This window comes from Caballeronia sp. LZ008 (assembly GCF_031451435.1).
Classification (GTDB): Bacteria; Pseudomonadota; Gammaproteobacteria; order Burkholderiales; family Burkholderiaceae; genus Caballeronia; species Caballeronia zhejiangensis.
The window spans coordinates 1,254,832-1,270,246 of the sequence record NZ_JARUXK010000001.1 but is presented as its reverse complement, the minus strand read 5'-3'; the positions used below and the strand labels follow the sequence as shown (position 1 = coordinate 1,270,246).

23 protein-coding genes and 1 tRNA gene are annotated in these 15,415 nt (G+C 64.4%); 11 read left to right on the top strand and 13 right to left on the bottom strand.

Features of this window, described 5'->3' with window-relative positions; all coding sequences use genetic code 11:
- Positions 1-163 precede the first annotated feature (163 nt).
- Complete coding sequence (locus QCE49_RS06020; RefSeq protein WP_244808047.1) at positions 164-1,216, bottom strand: NADP(H)-dependent aldo-keto reductase; 1,053 nt, start codon at positions 1,214-1,216, stop codon at positions 164-166.
- Positions 1,217-1,393: 177 nt separating this feature from the next.
- Here QCE49_RS06020 and QCE49_RS06015 point away from each other — a divergent pair, with 177 nt between their 5' ends.
- The 5 genes from QCE49_RS06015 to QCE49_RS05995 all read left to right on the top strand — a co-directional run bounded on the left by QCE49_RS06015 (position 1,394) and on the right by QCE49_RS05995 (position 4,459).
- Complete coding sequence (locus QCE49_RS06015; protein WP_175980090.1) at positions 1,394-2,818, top strand: MFS transporter; 1,425 nt, start codon at positions 1,394-1,396, stop codon at positions 2,816-2,818.
- 54 nt (positions 2,819-2,872) lie between these two features.
- Positions 2,873-3,070, top strand: coding sequence for a hypothetical protein (locus QCE49_RS06010; RefSeq protein ID WP_008349923.1), 198 nt, complete (start codon positions 2,873-2,875; stop codon positions 3,068-3,070).
- A 176-nt stretch (positions 3,071-3,246) separates the two neighbouring features.
- Positions 3,247-3,636 (top strand): hypothetical protein, encoded by a 390-nt coding sequence (locus QCE49_RS06005; protein WP_033535749.1) that lies wholly within the window; start codon positions 3,247-3,249, stop codon positions 3,634-3,636.
- Between the two features lie 4 nt (positions 3,637-3,640).
- Positions 3,641-3,979 (top strand): hypothetical protein, encoded by a 339-nt coding sequence (locus QCE49_RS06000; RefSeq protein ID WP_250459673.1) that lies wholly within the window; start codon positions 3,641-3,643, stop codon positions 3,977-3,979.
- A gap of 18 nt (positions 3,980-3,997) precedes the next feature.
- Positions 3,998-4,459 carry a lytic transglycosylase domain-containing protein gene (locus QCE49_RS05995; protein ID WP_250459671.1) on the top strand — a complete coding sequence of 154 codons (462 nt, stop codon included), beginning with the start codon at positions 3,998-4,000 and terminating at the stop codon, positions 4,457-4,459.
- A 21-nt stretch (positions 4,460-4,480) separates the two neighbouring features.
- Here the strand turns inward: QCE49_RS05995 and QCE49_RS05990 are convergent, their stop codons facing one another.
- Complete coding sequence (locus QCE49_RS05990; protein ID WP_250459669.1) at positions 4,481-5,218, bottom strand: SDR family oxidoreductase; 738 nt, start codon at positions 5,216-5,218, stop codon at positions 4,481-4,483.
- Positions 5,219-5,417: 199 nt separating this feature from the next.
- On the opposite strand from QCE49_RS05990, the gene QCE49_RS05985 reads away from it, so the two are divergent.
- Positions 5,418-6,443 (top strand): methyltransferase, encoded by a 1,026-nt coding sequence (locus QCE49_RS05985; RefSeq protein ID WP_008349933.1) that lies wholly within the window; start codon positions 5,418-5,420, stop codon positions 6,441-6,443.
- A gap of 25 nt (positions 6,444-6,468) precedes the next feature.
- On the opposite strand, the gene QCE49_RS05980 is transcribed toward QCE49_RS05985, so the two are convergent.
- From QCE49_RS05980 to QCE49_RS05970, 3 genes are all read right to left on the bottom strand, one after another.
- Positions 6,469-6,672, bottom strand: a complete 204-nt coding sequence (locus QCE49_RS05980; RefSeq protein ID WP_008349934.1) for a hypothetical protein — start codon at positions 6,670-6,672, stop codon at positions 6,469-6,471.
- 111 nt (positions 6,673-6,783) lie between these two features.
- Entirely contained in the window at positions 6,784-7,179 is a 396-nt protein-coding gene (locus tag QCE49_RS05975; RefSeq protein ID WP_008349935.1) for a DUF5594 family protein, read from the bottom strand.
- Positions 7,180-7,219: 40 nt separating this feature from the next.
- Positions 7,220-7,522: a hypothetical protein gene (locus tag QCE49_RS05970; RefSeq protein WP_008349936.1), complete on the bottom strand. Its 303-nt coding sequence runs from the start codon at positions 7,520-7,522 to the stop codon at positions 7,220-7,222.
- Positions 7,523-7,702: 180 nt separating this feature from the next.
- Here QCE49_RS05970 and dusA point away from each other — a divergent pair, with 180 nt between their 5' ends.
- The 4 genes from dusA (at position 7,703) to QCE49_RS05950 (ending at position 9,804) form a co-directional block, all read left to right on the top strand.
- On the top strand, positions 7,703-8,707 hold the full coding sequence (dusA, locus tag QCE49_RS05965; protein ID WP_250434634.1) for a tRNA dihydrouridine(20/20a) synthase DusA: 1,005 nt from the start codon (positions 7,703-7,705) through the stop codon (positions 8,705-8,707).
- A gap of 118 nt (positions 8,708-8,825) precedes the next feature.
- Positions 8,826-8,901 (top strand) — tRNA-His (locus QCE49_RS05960).
- 122 nt (positions 8,902-9,023) lie between these two features.
- A complete protein-coding gene (locus tag QCE49_RS05955; protein WP_033535750.1) occupies positions 9,024-9,269 on the top strand; it encodes a hypothetical protein in 246 nt (81 codons plus the stop codon).
- A 109-nt stretch (positions 9,270-9,378) separates the two neighbouring features.
- Complete coding sequence (locus tag QCE49_RS05950; protein WP_008349938.1) at positions 9,379-9,804, top strand: hypothetical protein; 426 nt, start codon at positions 9,379-9,381, stop codon at positions 9,802-9,804.
- A 48-nt stretch (positions 9,805-9,852) separates the two neighbouring features.
- Here QCE49_RS05950 and QCE49_RS05945 read toward each other — a convergent pair whose 3' ends face one another.
- The 6 genes from QCE49_RS05945 to QCE49_RS05920 all read right to left on the bottom strand — a co-directional run bounded on the left by QCE49_RS05945 (position 9,853) and on the right by QCE49_RS05920 (position 13,154).
- Positions 9,853-10,962: an enoyl-CoA hydratase/isomerase family protein gene (locus QCE49_RS05945; RefSeq protein WP_034473621.1), complete on the bottom strand. Its 1,110-nt coding sequence runs from the start codon at positions 10,960-10,962 to the stop codon at positions 9,853-9,855.
- On the bottom strand, positions 10,959-11,654 hold the full coding sequence (locus tag QCE49_RS05940; RefSeq protein ID WP_250459695.1) for a TetR/AcrR family transcriptional regulator: 696 nt from the start codon (positions 11,652-11,654) through the stop codon (positions 10,959-10,961). Before QCE49_RS05940 ends, QCE49_RS05945 begins: the two co-directional genes overlap by 4 nt.
- Positions 11,655-11,703: 49 nt before the next feature.
- Positions 11,704-11,886, bottom strand: a complete 183-nt coding sequence (locus QCE49_RS05935) for a hypothetical protein (protein WP_008349944.1) — start codon at positions 11,884-11,886, stop codon at positions 11,704-11,706.
- A 211-nt stretch (positions 11,887-12,097) separates the two neighbouring features.
- Entirely contained in the window at positions 12,098-12,382 is a 285-nt protein-coding gene (locus QCE49_RS05930; protein WP_008349946.1) for a DUF1488 domain-containing protein, read from the bottom strand.
- Between the two features lie 152 nt (positions 12,383-12,534).
- Entirely contained in the window at positions 12,535-12,888 is a 354-nt protein-coding gene (locus tag QCE49_RS05925) for a hypothetical protein (protein ID WP_008349948.1), read from the bottom strand.
- Positions 12,888-13,154, bottom strand: a complete 267-nt coding sequence (locus QCE49_RS05920) for a hypothetical protein (protein ID WP_033535792.1) — start codon at positions 13,152-13,154, stop codon at positions 12,888-12,890. The genes QCE49_RS05925 and QCE49_RS05920 overlap by 1 nt, the downstream gene beginning before the upstream one ends.
- 303 nt (positions 13,155-13,457) lie before the next feature.
- Here QCE49_RS05920 and QCE49_RS05915 point away from each other — a divergent pair, with 303 nt between their 5' ends.
- Complete coding sequence (locus QCE49_RS05915; RefSeq protein WP_008349952.1) at positions 13,458-13,796, top strand: hypothetical protein; 339 nt, start codon at positions 13,458-13,460, stop codon at positions 13,794-13,796.
- A gap of 6 nt (positions 13,797-13,802) precedes the next feature.
- Here the strand turns inward: QCE49_RS05915 and QCE49_RS05910 are convergent, their stop codons facing one another.
- Positions 13,803-14,141, bottom strand: a complete 339-nt coding sequence (locus tag QCE49_RS05910) for a multidrug efflux SMR transporter (RefSeq protein WP_008349954.1) — start codon at positions 14,139-14,141, stop codon at positions 13,803-13,805.
- Positions 14,142-14,159: 18 nt separating this feature from the next.
- Complete coding sequence (locus QCE49_RS05905) at positions 14,160-14,657, bottom strand: heme-degrading domain-containing protein (protein ID WP_034473617.1); 498 nt, start codon at positions 14,655-14,657, stop codon at positions 14,160-14,162.
- Between the last annotated feature and the right edge of the window lie 758 nt (positions 14,658-15,415).

Genomic DNA, 15,415 nt, shown 5'->3' with positions numbered 1-15,415 from the left:
GAATCCTCGGGTGCGGGATTCGGGCGGCGTTACGGCAGAGTACGGGCCAAAAATTAGGCCGGTATTACAGAGCGATAAACGACGGGCACGCGAACGTCAATGCTGACACATTCGCGGCAAAGGCATGCAATTCTTCGCCAAATGCTTGAGCCGGCGAAGGAAATCAGGGCGCCGGATTCGGCTGACGCTCGTGCAGCGCTTCGATTTCGGCCAGGATTTCGTCCGACAGTTCGATGTTCACGCTACCGATGTTCTCCTTCAACTGCGGCATCGACGTCGCGCCGATCAGCGTGCTCGTCGTGAACGGGCGCGTGTTGACGAACGCGAGCGCGAGTTGCGTCGGCGTGAGTCCGTGGCGTTTCGCCAGTTCGACGTACGACGTGATCGCGGCGATCGCCTGCGGCTTGCTGTAGCGCTGGAAACGCTCGAATAGCGTGATGCGCGCGCCCGCCGGACGCGCCCCGCCCTCGTACTTGCCCGACAGCCAGCCGAACGCGAGCGGCGAATACGCGAGCAGCCCGACGCCTTCCTTGTGCGTGAACTCCGACAGCCCGAGCTCGTAAGTGCGATTCACGAGGCTGTACGGATTCTGAATGCTGACGATTTTCGGCAGCCCCGCCTTTTCGGCCGCGCGCAGGAATTGCGCGACACCCCACGGCGTTTCGTTCGACACGCCCACATGACGGATCTTGCCCGCCTTCACGAGATCGGCGAGCGCCGCGAGCGTTTCCTCGATCGGCACCGTGTATTCATCGTCGATATAGGGATAGCTGGATCGGCCGAACGTCATCGTGCTGCGATCGGGCCAATGCAGCTGATACAGATCGACGTAATCCGTTTGCAGGCGCTTCAGGCTGCCGTCGATGGCTTCGTTCAGATTCTTGCGATCGAACTGGTTGCCCGCGCCGCGGATATGCCGCGGATTGTGCGGCTGGCGCGCGGGCCCGGCGATTTTCGTCGCGAGGACGATATCGGCGCGCTTCGCCGGATGCTTCGCGAGCCACGTACCGATGTATTCCTCCGTGCGGCCCTGCGTCTCGGGGCGCGGCGGCACCGGATACATCTCGGCGGCGTCGATGAGATTCACGCCTTGGGCGAGCGCGTAATCGATCTGCTCGTGCGCTTCGCTTTCGGTGTTCTGCTCGCCCCAGGTCATGGTGCCGAGCCCGATCAGGCTGACGTCGATACCCGAATCGCCGAGTTTCCGAAACTTCATTGCTCATTCCTCTTGTTGACGAGTTGTTTGCGCGCTGTGGGGAGACCGCAGGCGCTTTGTCGGACAGGCTGCCTGGCTGATTTTCCGGCAATCGCAAAACCTACCATAGGCGCGAAAGCTCTGCTCTCGCGGCTAGAATGGCAAGCTTCCAACCCGTCAGGCAGGAGCACGCAACCGATGCCGTTAGCACGCGATCGCAAGACAAAAGGCTCGTCGCTCATCGTCATGCTCGTCGCGGCGACCTTCTTCATGGAGAACCTCGACGGCACGATCATCGCCACCGCCTTGCCGCAGATGGCGCGCTCGTTCAACGTGCATCCCGCCGACATGAGCCTCGGCATCACGGCGTATCTGCTAACGCTCGCCGTGTTCATCCCGATTTCCGGCTGGGCCGCCGACCGCTTCGGCCTGCGCACCGTGTTCGCGAGCGCGATCGCGGTGTTCACGGCCGCGTCCGTGCTGTGCGCGACGACCTCGACCTTGCCCGCGTTCGCCGCCGCGCGCGTGTTGCAGGGCATCGGCGGCGCGATGATGGTGCCCGTCGGGCGCCTGGCCGTCTTGCGCGCGACGCCCAAGGAGGGCCTGATGCGCGCCATCGCGATCATCACGTGGCCGGGTCTCGTCGCGCCGGTGATCGGCCCGCCGCTCGGCGGCTTCATCACGACGTATTCTTCGTGGCGCTGGATCTTCTATCTCAACGTGCCCCTCGGGCTGATCGGCTTGCTGCTGACGCTGCGCTACATCGGCAACGAACGCGAGGATGCGACGCGGCGCTTCGACTTGCCGGGCTTCGCGCTGTGCGGCATCGCGTGCACGACGCTGCTCTACGCGATGGAACTGATCGGACGCAGCGACGTGGACTGGCGCTTCGTCGGCGCGCTGGTGGCGGTAGGCGTCGTCGCGGGCATCGCGTCGTGGCGGCATCTGCGGCGCGCGGCGCATCCGGTCGTGGATCTGTCGGCGCTGAAGGTGAAGACCTTCGCCGTGGCGATGGGCGGCGGCTCGCTCTTTCGGATCGCGATCAGCGCCGCGCCGTTCCTGCTGCCGCTGATGTTCCAGGTCGGCTTCGGCATGAACGCGTTCGATTCGGGCCTGCTCACGCTCGCGGTGTTCGCGGGCAATCTGTCGATGAAGCTCGTCACGACGCCCGTGATGCGTCGGTTCGGCTTCCGGCCGGTGCTGATCGTAAACGGCGTGCTCGCCGCGCTCTCGCTTGCCGCGATGAGCCTGCTCACGCCCTCGACGCCCACGTTCGTGATCGTCGCCGTGCTGTTCGCGAGCGGCCTGTCGCGTTCGCTGCAGTTCACGGCGCTCAACACGCTTTCCTTCGCCGACGTGCCGAAAGCGCAGATGAGCGGCGCGTCGGCGCTATCGAGCACGCTCTTCCAGATGACGATGGGCATCGGCGTGGCGGCCGGCGCAATCGCGCTGCGCATCGGCGAATGGATCCACGGCCACGATGCCCATTCCATCGGACCGGAGGATTTCAGCGTCGCGTTTCTGATCGTCGGGTTCGTGGGGCTCGTCGGCGTCGTCGATCTGTTCGGGCTCGCGAAGGACGCCGGCGCGCTCGTTTCCGGGCATCGCAAGCCGAAGGCGTGAAGGTTTTATGACGGAAAGGCTCAAGCCTTCGCCGCGCCTGCCGTAATCCGCGGTATGAACTCGCACACGCTCGACGCCCTCTCCGCCCTGACCGAAACGGTTGCCGTCCTCCGCCACGCGCGCGGCCTGAAGAATCCGCACGATTTCCCCGACGGCACGCCCGAGCGGCAACTCACCGCCGACGCCTTCGCCGAAGATTTTCTCCGCGCCCTCGATGCCGAGCCGAGCATCGGCGCGTGGTGGCGCATCTGATCGAAGCGTCACCACGGCAAGGTCGCGGCATCTATTACCGACGTCCGCGCGATCCGATTCCCCGAATCGGCAAATTCTGAGTCAAGTCTTCCTATTTGGCGAAACGTTTGCGCGCGGCTATCAAGTCGCGCCCGTGCGCGCCGACAACTCGCATATCGCCATGACCCAATCAGGAGATGCCAGTGAAGTGGGCAGCGTCACTTTTTGCCATCGCCGTCGCGCTCGCCGTGACCGGCTGCGCGCCGATGCCGGCCGCCAATACGGCTCAGATCGAAAAACCGGCGGCTTCCGCCGAGATCATCCGCTTCGAGATTCCCGCTGACGCGCTCGGCGCCCGCGACCCGCAACTCACCGCGATCCTCGCCAAAGCGGGCGCGCTCGCAGCCGCTCAAAAGCAGCCGACGACCATTCTCGTCACCGCGCTCGCGCAGGACTTTCCCTATCTCAATCAGGCGATCTGGAAAGGCATTCCCGCGCGACATGCGGTCAAGCTCAGTCTCGAAAACCTGACCGCCGGCGCGCGCCAGCCGTACAGCGTGTCCATCAAGCCGACGCAGGGAGGCTGACGCGATGCGCCCATTTCTCATCCTCGCGACTGCGCTGTTTTCGATGCACGCCGCCGCCGGTCCGTTCGACGTGAGCGCGCCCGCGTCCGTGCAAACGCTCGCGGCGCTCGGACCTGCCGCGCAGAAGGTCTATCCGCCGCTGCCGACGCTCGCGATGCTTCCGCCTTCCAGCGGCGAAGAAGACGATGCGCCTGCCAGATCCGCGAGCAAGAAAGCGAAGAAAACGCGCCGCGTCGCCGATTGCAAATGCAACGGACCCGAGCCGCGTCTCGTGGTGTCCGACGAGTCGCGCACGTATATGAAAGACGTCGAGCGCCGCATCGACATCGCGCTCGCGCCGTAATCGAAGGAGCCACGTTCCATGTTCCGTCCGTTTTGCGCGGCGCTGGCCGCCTGCGCGCTGCTCGCCGCGTCGCTCGCGCCGCGCGCCGCTCACGCCGACGATTGCTTCGAACAGGCCGGCGCCTATCAGGGCGTCAATCCGCTTGTGCTGCGCGCGGTCGCCTGGCGCGAATCGAAAGGCGACGCGGCCGCGCTCAACCGCAACGCCAACGGCTCGATCGATATCGGCCAACTGCAGATCAACTCGATCCATTTTCCCGATCTCGCGCGTCAGGGCATTCCGCATCGCGCGCTCGCCGATCCGTGCGTCAACGTGTTCGTCGCCGCCTGGCTGCTCAAGCAGAAGATGGTGAAGCACGGCAACACATGGCGCGCGATCGGCGCGTATCACTCCGAATCGCCGAAACATCGCGACGCCTACGCGCGCAGCATCCAGCAGATTCTCGTCAACTGGGGCGAGTTGCAGCCCCAGATGCGTTGAGGGTGCAACTCGGCCATCGGCTCAAAGCTGGCTCATGCCGCCGTCGATGATGATCTCCGTGCCGACGATGAAACCCGATTCCGGCGACGCCAAATGCAGCACCGTCGCCGCCACTTCGCTCGACTTGCCGAAGCGGCCGAGCGGAATTTGGCTTTGAAGCTGCGCGGCGGCTTCATCGATGAGGCCGAGCTTGTCGTGGAGCGGCGTCGAGACCGGACCGGGACTCACGACGTTCACGCGCGCGCCGCGCGGCAGCAATTCCGCCGACAGCGTCTTTGCGAGCGACACGAGCGCCGCCTTGCTCGACGCATAGACCGATGACATCGGCATGCCGATATGCGCGTTGATCGAACCGTTCAGCACGATCGACGCGCGTTCGTTCAGCAAGGGCACGAGCGACTGGATCTGGAAGTACGGTCCTTTCACGTTGATCGCGAAGGTTTCGTCCCACGCTTTTTCGTCGATGTCCGTGAACGGCCCGAAGGTGGCGACGCCCGCGTTCACGAAGATCGCATCGAGCCGGATGTTCGCGTCGGTCAATGCTTGCGCCAGTTCGCGCGCAGCGCTTACCGTGCCCGCCACGTTGCGGATCGCGATGGCGTTCGCGCCGAGCGACTCGCGTGCCGTCGCGAGCGCGCTTTCATCGCGGCCGGTGATGACGACGCGCGCGCCTTCCGCAGCAAACGCCTGCGCTGCCGCGAGACCGATGCCGCTGTTGCCGCCAGTGATCAGAACTGTCTTGCCTTCGAAGCGTTTCATGACGTTCTCCTTGTGAACGTTGCAGGGTGTGAAGGCATTATGGTCGGGCATGCGCCCTTTTCCGTACGACGCGGCCGGCGCACTCGTTCGATATCGTCGAACGAGTTTTTGTCTGAGTGAGGCGCCCCACAGATGCGCCTTGAAGCGAACGCGATCGCCTCCTAGAGTTACGCAGTTCCTTCCCGACAGGAGGCGCATCATGCAAGACGCGCAACGCGGCGCACAGCCCAATCCCGAGCGGCTGCTGCAAATGGGGATGGCGTTCTGGGCGTCGAAGACGCTGCTTTCGGCGGTCGAACTCGGCGTGTTCACGCAACTGGCGACCGGCCCGCGAACGGCCGACGATCTCGTGCAGGCGCTGGCACTGCATCCGCGGGGCGCGCTGGATTTCCTCGATACGCTCGTCGCGCTCAACCTGCTCTCGCGCGAGGGCGGCTTCTACGCGAACGCCGACGACGCCGATTTCTTCCTGGATCGCAACAAGCCTTCATATGTCGGCGGATTGCTGGAAATGGCGAACGCGCGCCTCTATCCGTTCTGGGGTTCGCTCACGGAGGCGCTGCGCACCGGCCTGCCGCAGAACGAATCGAAGCACGGCGGCAACGTCTTCGAGACGCTCTATAGCGACCCGGCACGTCTGCGCGGCTTTCTCCAGGCGATGAGCGGCGTCAGCATGGGCGCGGCGCACGCGATCGCGCGACAGTTCCCGTGGAGCGAGTACCGCACGTTCATCGATATCGGCGCGGCGCAGGGCGCGTTGCCGGTGCAGGTGGCGCTTGCGCATCCGCATCTGACGGGCGGCGGCTTCGATCTGCCGGTGGTGGGTCCGGTCTTCGACGCGTACGTCGCCGCGCACGGACTCCAAGACCGGCTGCGCTTTTATCCCGGCGATTTCTTCAAGGAGCCGTGCCCGTCGGCGGATGTGCTCGTGATGGGGCACATCCTGCACGACTGGGATCTGCCGCAGAAGCTCGAACTGCTCGCGAAGTGTCATGCGGCGTTGCCGGCGGGCGGCGCGTTGATCGTGTACGACGCGATCATCGACGATGAGCGCCGTCAGAATGCCTTCGGGCTTCTGATGAGCCTCAACATGCTGATCGAAACGCCCGGCGGCTTCGACTACACCGGCGCGCAATGCTGCGCGTGGATGCGGCAAGCGGGATTCGCGACGGCGCGCGTCGAACCGCTCGTCGGCGCGGAGTCGATGGTGATCGCGACGAAGTGAGCGGGCCGCGCGCCTGAACGCTTCGTCAGCGGTCGTTCGACATGCCTTTCAGGCGATCGTTGCCGGCGTCGCGGGCGGCGTCGGCGGTGGAGAAATTCTCTTCGGAAACCAGCGCGCGCTTGACCTCGCGCGCCGCGAAATCGACGAGCGTGATGACCCAGACGAAACCGCCCGCCTGCTCCGCGGTCTGCACGAATGCGCGCAGATCGCCTTCATTCGACGATGCCATACCGACCTCCTCGTTCAAGTTGATGCGCCCTGCCGGCCGCGCGAGACGCGTATCGACCGGCGATGCGATGCGTCGGCTGAACGGGCGCTAACGGGCGGCAGCCGGCCGCCTTCAGGCTTCGAAATCGAGACCGCCGAAGAGCACCGACGGTTCCGCCTGCGAGCGCGTCGCGAGATCGACCTCGCGCGCGCCCTGCCACGCGTCGAGCTTCGCGCCGATGGCGTCGAGATAACGCAGGAATCGAGCCTCGCCGCCCGCGCCCATCAGCCGTTCGATCTCGTCGTCGTCCCAGGTCAGAAATACGTTCAGCGGATACGGATAAACGCGCCGATGTTCATCGCCCTGTCGCGGTGCACGTTCGGCGCTGACATGCAGACGTGTCGGCACGGCCGGGCTTTCGTAGCCGAGGATGTCGACGCGCACGCCGTGATCGACGACGCGCGTCACACGTTCCACGATGCGCGGCATGAATTCGGTTTCGAACCGGAGCGCCTGTTGCCGGTTCAACGGGCTTCTCCGCGAGCGCTCGACTGCATCAACGGCATCGTCAGACGGCGGGCAAGTCTTCGAGCGATTTCTCGATCTGACCGTCCTGCACGCGCGCTTCGATGCCGATGTGTCCGTTCGTGTAAGGCAGCGCGCTGACTTTCGGGCCGAGGAAGGCGCGGCCGCCGAGCTTGAAGAGCGTGCGGACTTCCTTGCCGCTCTTGATGGCGTCCACGACCTGCTGGACATCCACGATGGTGGTGGGCGCGGCCCAGTCGTTCGTGGCCGGATCGAAACTGCCCCAGCGCACGCTGGTCACGCGGTCGTTGACCCAGCGCACACCGTCGATCGCCAAAGTAGCCATGTCTGCCTCCGATGCCGTCGTTGGGTTGATCTCGAAATCCTAGCATTGTTGGACGAAGGCGGCTGACGTTTGCGCGGGCGAAACGGTCAGCCGGCGCGAACAAACTGCCGCGCTGCGGTAAAATCGCGGATTCCCCTTGAAATTCAAGCGGTTCGCATGAAGGTGCGGCCGCCGTCGCCCATGTCAGCCGTATCGAAGATCAGTCCCCGCCGCGTCTCCGTCGCTCCTATGATGGATTGGACCGACCGCCATTGCCGGTCCCTGCATCGGCTGGTATCGCGTCATACGTGGCTCTACACGGAGATGGTGACGACGGGCGCGCTGCTCTACGGCGATGTCGCGCGGCATCTCGCGTTCACACCCGCCGAAGCGCCCGTTGCGCTGCAGCTCGGCGGCAGCGAGCCGGCCGATCTCGCGAAAAGCGCGAAGCTCGGCGAGCAATGGGGCTACGACGAGATCAACCTGAATTGCGGCTGCCCTTCCGAGCGCGTGCAGCGCGGCGCGTTCGGCGCTTGTCTGATGAAGGAGCCGCAGCTCGTCGCGGATTGCGTGAAAGCGATGCGCGACGCGGTGTCGATTCCGGTAACGGTCAAGCATCGCATCGGCGTCGACACCGTCGAGGAATATGAGTTCGTGCGCGATTTCGTCGGCACGATCGCCGATGCCGGCTGCGAAGTGTTCATCGTGCACGCGCGCAACGCGATCCTCAAAGGCTTGAGCCCGAAGGAGAATCGCGAGATTCCGCCGCTCAAGTACGAATATGCGTATCGGTTGAAGCGCGACTTTCCGCAACTTGAGATTTCGATCAACGGCGGCATCAAGACGCTCGATGAAGTCGAGGAGCATCTCAAGCACGTCGACGGCGTGATGCTCGGGCGCGAGGCTTATCACAATCCGTACGTGCTCGCCGGCGTCGACACACGCTTTTACGGCGCGGATACGCCGGTTCCGTCGCGCGAAGAAATCGAGGCGGGACTCATCGACTATGCACGCGGCGAACTGACGCGCGGCACGTATCTCGGCGCGGTGACGCGGCATGCGCTCGGGCTGTATCGCGGCGTGGCCGGCGCGCGCGGATGGCGTCGCGTACTGTCCGACAATCGCCGTCTCGCGAAGGGCGATCTGACGATTTTCGATGAAGCGCGGGCTCACCTACGCGAGGCGGTGGAAGCGCTCGATGCATGATGCGTGGCCGTCGGAAAAAGATGCTAAAAGGGACTAGGCAAGCGCAATCATTGTTCGTATAATCTCGCTTCTTGATTGCTGCAGCGGTTTTGAAGCAGTCGAGATCGCGGTAACAGTGGTGGCTGTAGCTCAGTTGGTAGAGTCCAGGATTGTGATTCCTGTCGTCGTGGGTTCGAGTCCCATCAGCCACCCCACCGAGAATTCATGCAAAAAGCCCAGTCGAATGACTGGGCTTTTTGCTTTGCGGCTTCTGATTCGGACGGCCCTCGGGCACGCGCCGTGCACATCGAAAGTCTCCCCTTGGCGGAGACTCATCATGTCCCGACATCACCTCGCAACAGCCGCCCTTCTCCTCGCCACGACCTTCGCGACCCAAGCCCAGACCGCGCGCCCCGACGAGAGTGCCTCAATGGTCAAGCCGCCGGGCGCACCCGGCGCGCCGTCCGCGAGCGCCACCCGCCCCGACAATCCCGACAACATGCCGGTGAAGCGCCCGAATCCACCGCAGAACAGCGATCGCATGCTGCATCACAGCCCCGCGAGCGACGCGATCGCGAAATAACCCGCAACGGCCCCGAACCCGCGCTGGAAGCACGCGCGACGCCACTATAATGGCGCTCGTCACGATAATCGGAGCCTACCGCGTGCTCATGCTCCAAGCGGTCTAGCCAATGCAAAAAGTCATTCTGCCGTTCGTTTCCGGTTTTCTCGCCGCACTCTTTTTTCGCGAATCGACCCTGGCGCTGTTGCACGCAGCGGGTCTCGTCGATCCGGCCGGCTTTTCCACCGCACCGTTTGTTCCGCTCGGCATCCCGGAATTCATCGCGAATGCGCTGTGGAGTTCGATCTTCGGCGTGCTGATGGCGTGGCTGCTGCGCGTCGCGCCCGAGCGCAGCGCGCCCTGGATCGGCGCACTCGTGTTCGGCGGCATCGTGCTGACGGCCGTCGGCGTATTCGTCATCGATCCGGCCCGCGGCATCTGGCCGAGCGGCAACATGCTGCCGCGTCTCGCGCCGAACTTCATCGCCAATGCGATCTGGGGCTGGGGCGCGCTCGTCTTCATGCGCGCGTTCATGGCGGGTCACGAGCCGCACTGACCCGCCGCCGGAAACGAAAGCGGCCCGCGCGGGCCGCTTTTCACAGCGTCAGTCCTTCAACAGCCGCAGCGGATGCGCCGCGGGCGTCCACGCGCTTTCGAACATGCGATCGACATCGGCGGCGTTCACATCCTCGGCGCGCGCGATCTTCCAGCGCGGCTCGTTGTCCTTGTCCACGATGCGCGCGCGGATGCCTTCCAGCACATCGCCGCGCTCGAACATCGTGCGCGTCAGATCGAGATCGCGGCGCAGCGTCTCGGCCATCGTCGAGAATTTCGCGCGATCGACCTGCTGCAACGCTACATCGACGGACAGCGGCGAGCGCTCGCGCAGCTCGGCGGCCGTGCGTTTCGCCCAGTCGTTGCCGATGTCCGCCTCGCGTTCGAGCGACGCGAGGATCGACGCGCCGTTGCCCGCCGCGAAGTGCTTGTCGATCATCGTGCGCGCGGCGGCCAGCTCGCCCTTTTCGGGAATCGGCGCGACCTTGTACTTCGTCGTTTCGTTCTGCACGAAGCGCACGATCTCGACGCCATCGAGAAAGCGCTGATGCCTGAGCGATTCGATGAGGCCCGGCAGCGCGCCGTCGTCGAGATAAGCGTCCGCCATGCGGGCGTACAGCGCGTCCGCGGCGGAAAGGCTCGCGCCCGTCGCCGCGAGATAACGGCCGATCGCGCCCGGCGTGCGCGCGAGGAACCAGCTCACGCCGACATCGGGAAAGAGACCGATGCGCGTCTCGGGCATCGCCATCTTCGTCGATTGCGTGACGACGCGCAGGCCGCCCGTGTGATGCGCGCCCTGCGAGATGCCCATGCCGCCGCCCATCACGACGCCGTTCACGACCGCGACATACGGCTTCGGGAACGTGAAGATCGCGTGATTGAGCTTGTATTCGTCGGTGAAGAACGCGTCGATCGCCGCCCGGTCGCCCGCCTGCGCGGACTCGTACAGAAAGCGGATATCGCCGCCCGCGCAAAACGCGCGCACGTGCGGGCTATAGACGATGACGGCGCGGATCGCCTGATCGTGGCGCCACGCGCGCAAAGCCTCGCTGATCGCGCGCAGCATCGGCGGGGTCAACGCGTTGAGTGCCTTCGGACGATCGAGCGCAATGAAGCCGATGCCGTTGGCGGTGTCGATACGGATGTCTTCGGTGGTCATCGTGTTGAAGTGTCGGGTCGATTCGCTGAGATGAATCGAGGTTCGGTTCGGTTGGCCGGCGCGAACCACGCGTCGAGCGACAACTCGACGAGCGTCGTGGCCGGCGTCTCGGGCAGCGCCGCGCCGGTCAGCTTCAGCGCGACGATGCCATGCAGATTCGCCCACAGGCCTTCCGCGCACGCGAGCGGCGCGGCGTGCGCGGGCAGCCGGTCGGCGGCACGCAATTCGGCGAACGCGTCCGCGATCAGCGAAAGCGTCGCCGCGCCTTGCTCCGTCGCGTGATCGTCGCCTTTACGCTGGGCCTCGGCGACTGCCTGCGCGGAATCCGTGTGCTCCATGAACATCAGCCGATACGTCTCGGGCTCGGCCAGCCCGAATTCGACATACGCGCGGCCCATCGCGTTCAGGCGCGCGGCCGGATCTGCAATCGATGTATGGGCGAGGAACGCGTCGCGCAGACTCGCGTGCCCTTCCACGCGCAACGCCCGCGCGATATCGCCACGGCTCTTGAAGTGAAGATAGAGCGCGGCGGGCGAATAATCGATCGCCTCGGCCAGCTTTCTCATCGATAGCGATGCAAAGCCTTCGCGCTTCACGATCTCGCGCGAGACCTCGAGTATGCGCTCGCGCAGCGCCTCGCGCTGCTCGCGTCTTTGCTCCGTGCGGCGCTCTTGCGAACCCATGCGAGGCATTGTCGGCACCGCCTCTTTCGAAGTCAAATTGCGACGCGCGGGCGCGCGCTCAGACGGTCATCTTGCCGTCGTCGTCCCGTCGCGAAGCCGCGCGATAAAGCGGCTCGTCCGAGTCGCGCAGCACGACCGACGCGAACACGATGCACAGCGCAAGAATCAGCACACCAACGGCTGCCCAGATGAGCCATAGCGCATTGGACTCGACAAGTGAGTGAAGAAAGGATTGAAGCATGACGACCCCGCGCGATTTTTATATTTGACCGCCCAAGCGCATGGCGTTGAGCAAGTAATGTGCCGAGCGAATCGCATCGCGTGCGGCGAATAGATGGATGGTACTCCGTTGCGCGATCACGCGGAAGGAGGCGCGGCGTGTCCCGCGCGAATAAAGAGGCGGCGCGATGCAGGTCTTACATCGCGCCGTGTAAGAGATGAACGAAGGTGCGTCAGACGGTGACGCGCCCCGGCGGAAAGTGTCCGCTTTTCAGGAGCACGGGCATGCCGTTGGTCACGCGCAGATGCTCCCGCGCGACCGCTTCGATGCGCGTGCGGCCCGCATCGAATGCGTCGATCCAGCCGGCGCTGTCATAGGTCTGCGCGCCGAAGTGATCTTCGAGCGCTTCGACCGAAATGGCGCACGGCACGCGCCGGCCATCTACGATCGCGGCGAACTCGACGGTCAGGTTGGAATCGCGGTAATCGGGCGCGTCCGGAAGGAATCGGATATTCATGATTGTCTCGTTGCTGAAGACGTTCAAGCGCTGAATTCACTTCTATCGCTGCGTTCGATGCGGGTCCGCTCGCGGCGCCGCGAACGATCGCACGAATCGATTCGGCGACTATGGTACTCGCGCTCGCGCCGCGCGGTCCAGCGCCGCGCCGCTCATGCCGCAAGCACGGATTCGTCGACATCGACGACGAGCAGCGAGCTTGCAAGCGGATCGGCATAGTTGAAGTCGAGCAGCCGGCTCATTTCGCGCACGCGGTCGCACACGCGTTGACGCGCATCCAGCGACAGATGCGGATAGTCGCGCAACACTTGCGCGTCGAATCGGTAATGCACGCCCCACGCGACATTGCCCGGATGATTCGCCACGCCGCCCGTGCGCCAGCTCACGAAAAGCGCCGGCGTCGGCTCCGCGCCGATTTCCGCGACGTCCGCGCCGCTCGGAAACAGATCGATCAGGCTGTTCGCGACGTCGTACAGCACGGTATGTCGAAGATGAACGGGGCGCATTACGTCGATTGCAGCAAGCGGTCGATGTATTCGCGCGCGGCCTGCTCGACGTGTGCGAGCGCCTCGTCTTCGGTTGCGAAGCGCCGCTCGGGACCGAGATCGACGAGCGCTTCGAAACGATGGACATCGTCCGGGCCGCCGCGCGCGAGGCTCACCGAGCCGACATAGATCGGCGCTTCACCGTCGTTTTCGCCGTGCGACTGCACGAGCCGCGCCGAAGCGCTGATGTAATACCCACGATATGGCCCCGTGACTCGTTCTGCCATGGTTTTGCCTCCGTTCAATTGGCCGCGCATGCGCCGGTTTTCGCCGATATCGGCGGCAATTTCAACCGAAACGCCAGATGAATAAGGCGCGCGATCCGGAAAATAGTTCATCGGGCGGCTTGACGCGCATACGGGCGCTCTCACGGTTTGATCGCAAGCATCGCGCCCGCGCGGGTTGCGCTAACAACCGCTTACGTGTCGCGTAAGGCGCGTATGGGACAATGCGTCTCTCAAAAAACGCGCCCTCGCCGCGAAGCTCGAGGCACTGCGGCGCGCATCGCAATTCGCTCTCACGAGGTAAAGATGAAGGAATCCGGTCGGCGCTTGCGCCGTATCTCCGCACGCGTCGCGACGCTCGGCGCTGTCGTCGCGATCTCGGCTCTCGGCGCGTGCGCGTCGTCGAACGAAGCATCGCTCATCAATCTGCCCGATGGACAGACCGGCTACGCGGTCAACTGCAGCGGCGCCGACGCCGGATCGAGCTGGGCGAGCTGCTACGTGCTCGCCGGCAAGAAATGCGGCGCGACCGGTTACGACATCGTGTCGAAGGACAACGAGGAAGGCGGCCCGACCGGCGGCGGCATCAGCAACGTGGTCTCCGCGAACGTCAAGAACCGTTCGATGATCGTGCGTTGCAAGTAGAGCGCATCAATGCGCGCTCATCTTCGAGAAGGCGTTGAGCACGACCACGCCGGCGACGATGAGACCCATGCCGAGCATCGCGGGCAGATCGGGCGTCTGTTTGAAGAGCAGCGCCGCGACGAGCGTGATGAGCACGATGCCCGCGCCCGACCACACCGCATACACGATGCCGACCGGCAACGCGCGCAGCGTCAGCGACAGCAGATAGAACGACAACCCGTATCCGGCCACGACGATCGCGGCGGGCAGCGCGCGCGTGAAGCCATCGGAGGCGCGCAGCGCGGAAGTCGCGATGACTTCGGCGACGATCGCGATGGCGAGAAGCACATAAGCGGTTGAGCGCATCGGCGTCGGGGCTCTCTTTTAGTCGCGTCCGAGAGACAGGTCGCCGAAGTTCTGGCCGAGCACGGCGCATAGTGCTTCGACCACAAGCTGATGGTCGTCGCGCTGCGGAAGTCCCGACACCGCGACGGAACCGATCACGCCCGCGCCCTGCACGCGCAGCGGGAATGCGCCGCCGTGCGTCGCGAACGCTTTGGGATCGAGCGTGTACTTGTCCGCGAGCGTCGTGCCGGCCTGTTGCAGCGTGAGGCCGATCGCATACGAACTGCGGCGGAAATGCTCGACCGTGCGCGACTTGCGCTCGACCCAGCGCGCGTTGTCGGGTGTGGTGTTGTCGAGCGCTGCGTAGAAAAGCTGGCGCCCGAAGGTACGCACATCGATGACGATGGCCGCATCGCGCGCCAGCGCCATCTCGCGCAATTGCGAACCGATTTGCCACGCGTGTTCCGAGTGAAATTGCGGGAACACGAGCGTGTGCTCCTGATGCGCGATGGCTTGCAGAACGTGGGGAATGTCCATGGACGGGTCCTTTGGCGTGCTTGAAGCGAAGATGGTGGGTGTGGAGGAGATTTTCGCACGCGTGGGGGAAGGCGCGATGTCTGCGTTGGTCGTGAAGGAGTGGAAATGCGACTTGGGGTTTGGAAGTCGAGGACGACGTTGATGCGAAAAGCCTGACTGACCAGGCTGATTGCGCCCCCAGAAACCGAACACGACGGACGCTGCCTGCGCGACAGCGAATGTGTCGTCTGCGAGCATTGCGGACACAGCGGGTTTCTCAGCCACCTACGACCGACGCCTTGTTTGTCTCGCGCAGCATCGTGACCATCAGTTCTTCCGTGAATCGGCTCTGCTTCATGACTTCCATATCTCGGTTGGAAGCCATTTCTCAGTTTCGGTTGGCCCAAACTCACCAGGCAAGGCAACGAAATCAGGTTATACGGTAATGCGATCAGGCTCACGTTTCGACAGCGGCTCGACATCGCTGTGAATCAGCGCCGGCATCGCTCACTTCATGAAGTTGCAATGCTCGCGCGTAGCGGGCTACAGCGGGCCAGCCGAATTCGTCTGCCTGAGCATGCAGTTGGCGAGTTAAGGATCACTCTTCCGAGGGGCGCTCCGAAAATTGTCATTTGGAAAGCAACCCGCCGGCGCTCGTCGAGAGCGAACTTGCGCTCGCTTTGGCGCTTGTGAGCGCGTCGGTCGCCGTGTTGACGCTCTGCGCCGCCGCTTTGCTCGCGGCGGCGGCTCCCGAGACACTCGACGCCGCCGACGCGGCA

Excerpts from the sequence above, each read along its gene's own strand:
- QCE49_RS05935 (WP_008349944.1), bottom strand. The coding sequence starts at position 11,886 with ATGCTTCAATCCTTTCTTCACTCACTTGTCGAGTCCAATGCGCTATGG.
- QCE49_RS05920 (WP_033535792.1), bottom strand. The coding sequence starts at position 13,154 with ATGGCAGAACGAGTCACGGGGCCATATCGTGGGTATTACATCAGCGCT.
- QCE49_RS05950 (WP_008349938.1), top strand. The coding sequence starts at position 9,379 with ATGCAAAAAGTCATTCTGCCGTTCGTTTCCGGTTTTCTCGCCGCACTC.
- QCE49_RS05915 (WP_008349952.1), top strand. The coding sequence starts at position 13,458 with ATGAAGGAATCCGGTCGGCGCTTGCGCCGTATCTCCGCACGCGTCGCG.
- QCE49_RS05955 (WP_033535750.1), top strand. The coding sequence starts at position 9,024 with ATGTCCCGACATCACCTCGCAACAGCCGCCCTTCTCCTCGCCACGACC.
- QCE49_RS05905 (WP_034473617.1), bottom strand. The coding sequence starts at position 14,657 with ATGGACATTCCCCACGTTCTGCAAGCCATCGCGCATCAGGAGCACACG.
- QCE49_RS06020 (WP_244808047.1), bottom strand. The coding sequence starts at position 1,216 with ATGAAGTTTCGGAAACTCGGCGATTCGGGTATCGACGTCAGCCTGATC.
- QCE49_RS05985 (WP_008349933.1), top strand. The coding sequence starts at position 5,418 with ATGCAAGACGCGCAACGCGGCGCACAGCCCAATCCCGAGCGGCTGCTG.
- QCE49_RS06010 (WP_008349923.1), top strand. The coding sequence starts at position 2,873 with ATGAACTCGCACACGCTCGACGCCCTCTCCGCCCTGACCGAAACGGTT.
- QCE49_RS05945 (WP_034473621.1), bottom strand. The coding sequence starts at position 10,962 with ATGACCACCGAAGACATCCGTATCGACACCGCCAACGGCATCGGCTTC.
- QCE49_RS06015 (WP_175980090.1), top strand. The coding sequence starts at position 1,394 with ATGCCGTTAGCACGCGATCGCAAGACAAAAGGCTCGTCGCTCATCGTC.
- QCE49_RS06005 (WP_033535749.1), top strand. The coding sequence starts at position 3,247 with ATGCCAGTGAAGTGGGCAGCGTCACTTTTTGCCATCGCCGTCGCGCTC.
- QCE49_RS05930 (WP_008349946.1), bottom strand. The coding sequence starts at position 12,382 with ATGAATATCCGATTCCTTCCGGACGCGCCCGATTACCGCGATTCCAAC.
- QCE49_RS06000 (WP_250459673.1), top strand. The coding sequence starts at position 3,641 with ATGCGCCCATTTCTCATCCTCGCGACTGCGCTGTTTTCGATGCACGCC.
- QCE49_RS05995 (WP_250459671.1), top strand. The coding sequence starts at position 3,998 with ATGTTCCGTCCGTTTTGCGCGGCGCTGGCCGCCTGCGCGCTGCTCGCC.
- QCE49_RS05925 (WP_008349948.1), bottom strand. The coding sequence starts at position 12,888 with ATGCGCCCCGTTCATCTTCGACATACCGTGCTGTACGACGTCGCGAAC.
- QCE49_RS05980 (WP_008349934.1), bottom strand. The coding sequence starts at position 6,672 with ATGGCATCGTCGAATGAAGGCGATCTGCGCGCATTCGTGCAGACCGCG.
- QCE49_RS05990 (WP_250459669.1), bottom strand. The coding sequence starts at position 5,218 with ATGAAACGCTTCGAAGGCAAGACAGTTCTGATCACTGGCGGCAACAGC.
- dusA (WP_250434634.1), top strand. The coding sequence starts at position 7,703 with ATGTCAGCCGTATCGAAGATCAGTCCCCGCCGCGTCTCCGTCGCTCCT.
- QCE49_RS05910 (WP_008349954.1), bottom strand. The coding sequence starts at position 14,141 with ATGCGCTCAACCGCTTATGTGCTTCTCGCCATCGCGATCGTCGCCGAA.
- QCE49_RS05970 (WP_008349936.1), bottom strand. The coding sequence starts at position 7,522 with ATGGCTACTTTGGCGATCGACGGTGTGCGCTGGGTCAACGACCGCGTG.
- QCE49_RS05940 (WP_250459695.1), bottom strand. The coding sequence starts at position 11,654 with ATGCCTCGCATGGGTTCGCAAGAGCGCCGCACGGAGCAAAGACGCGAG.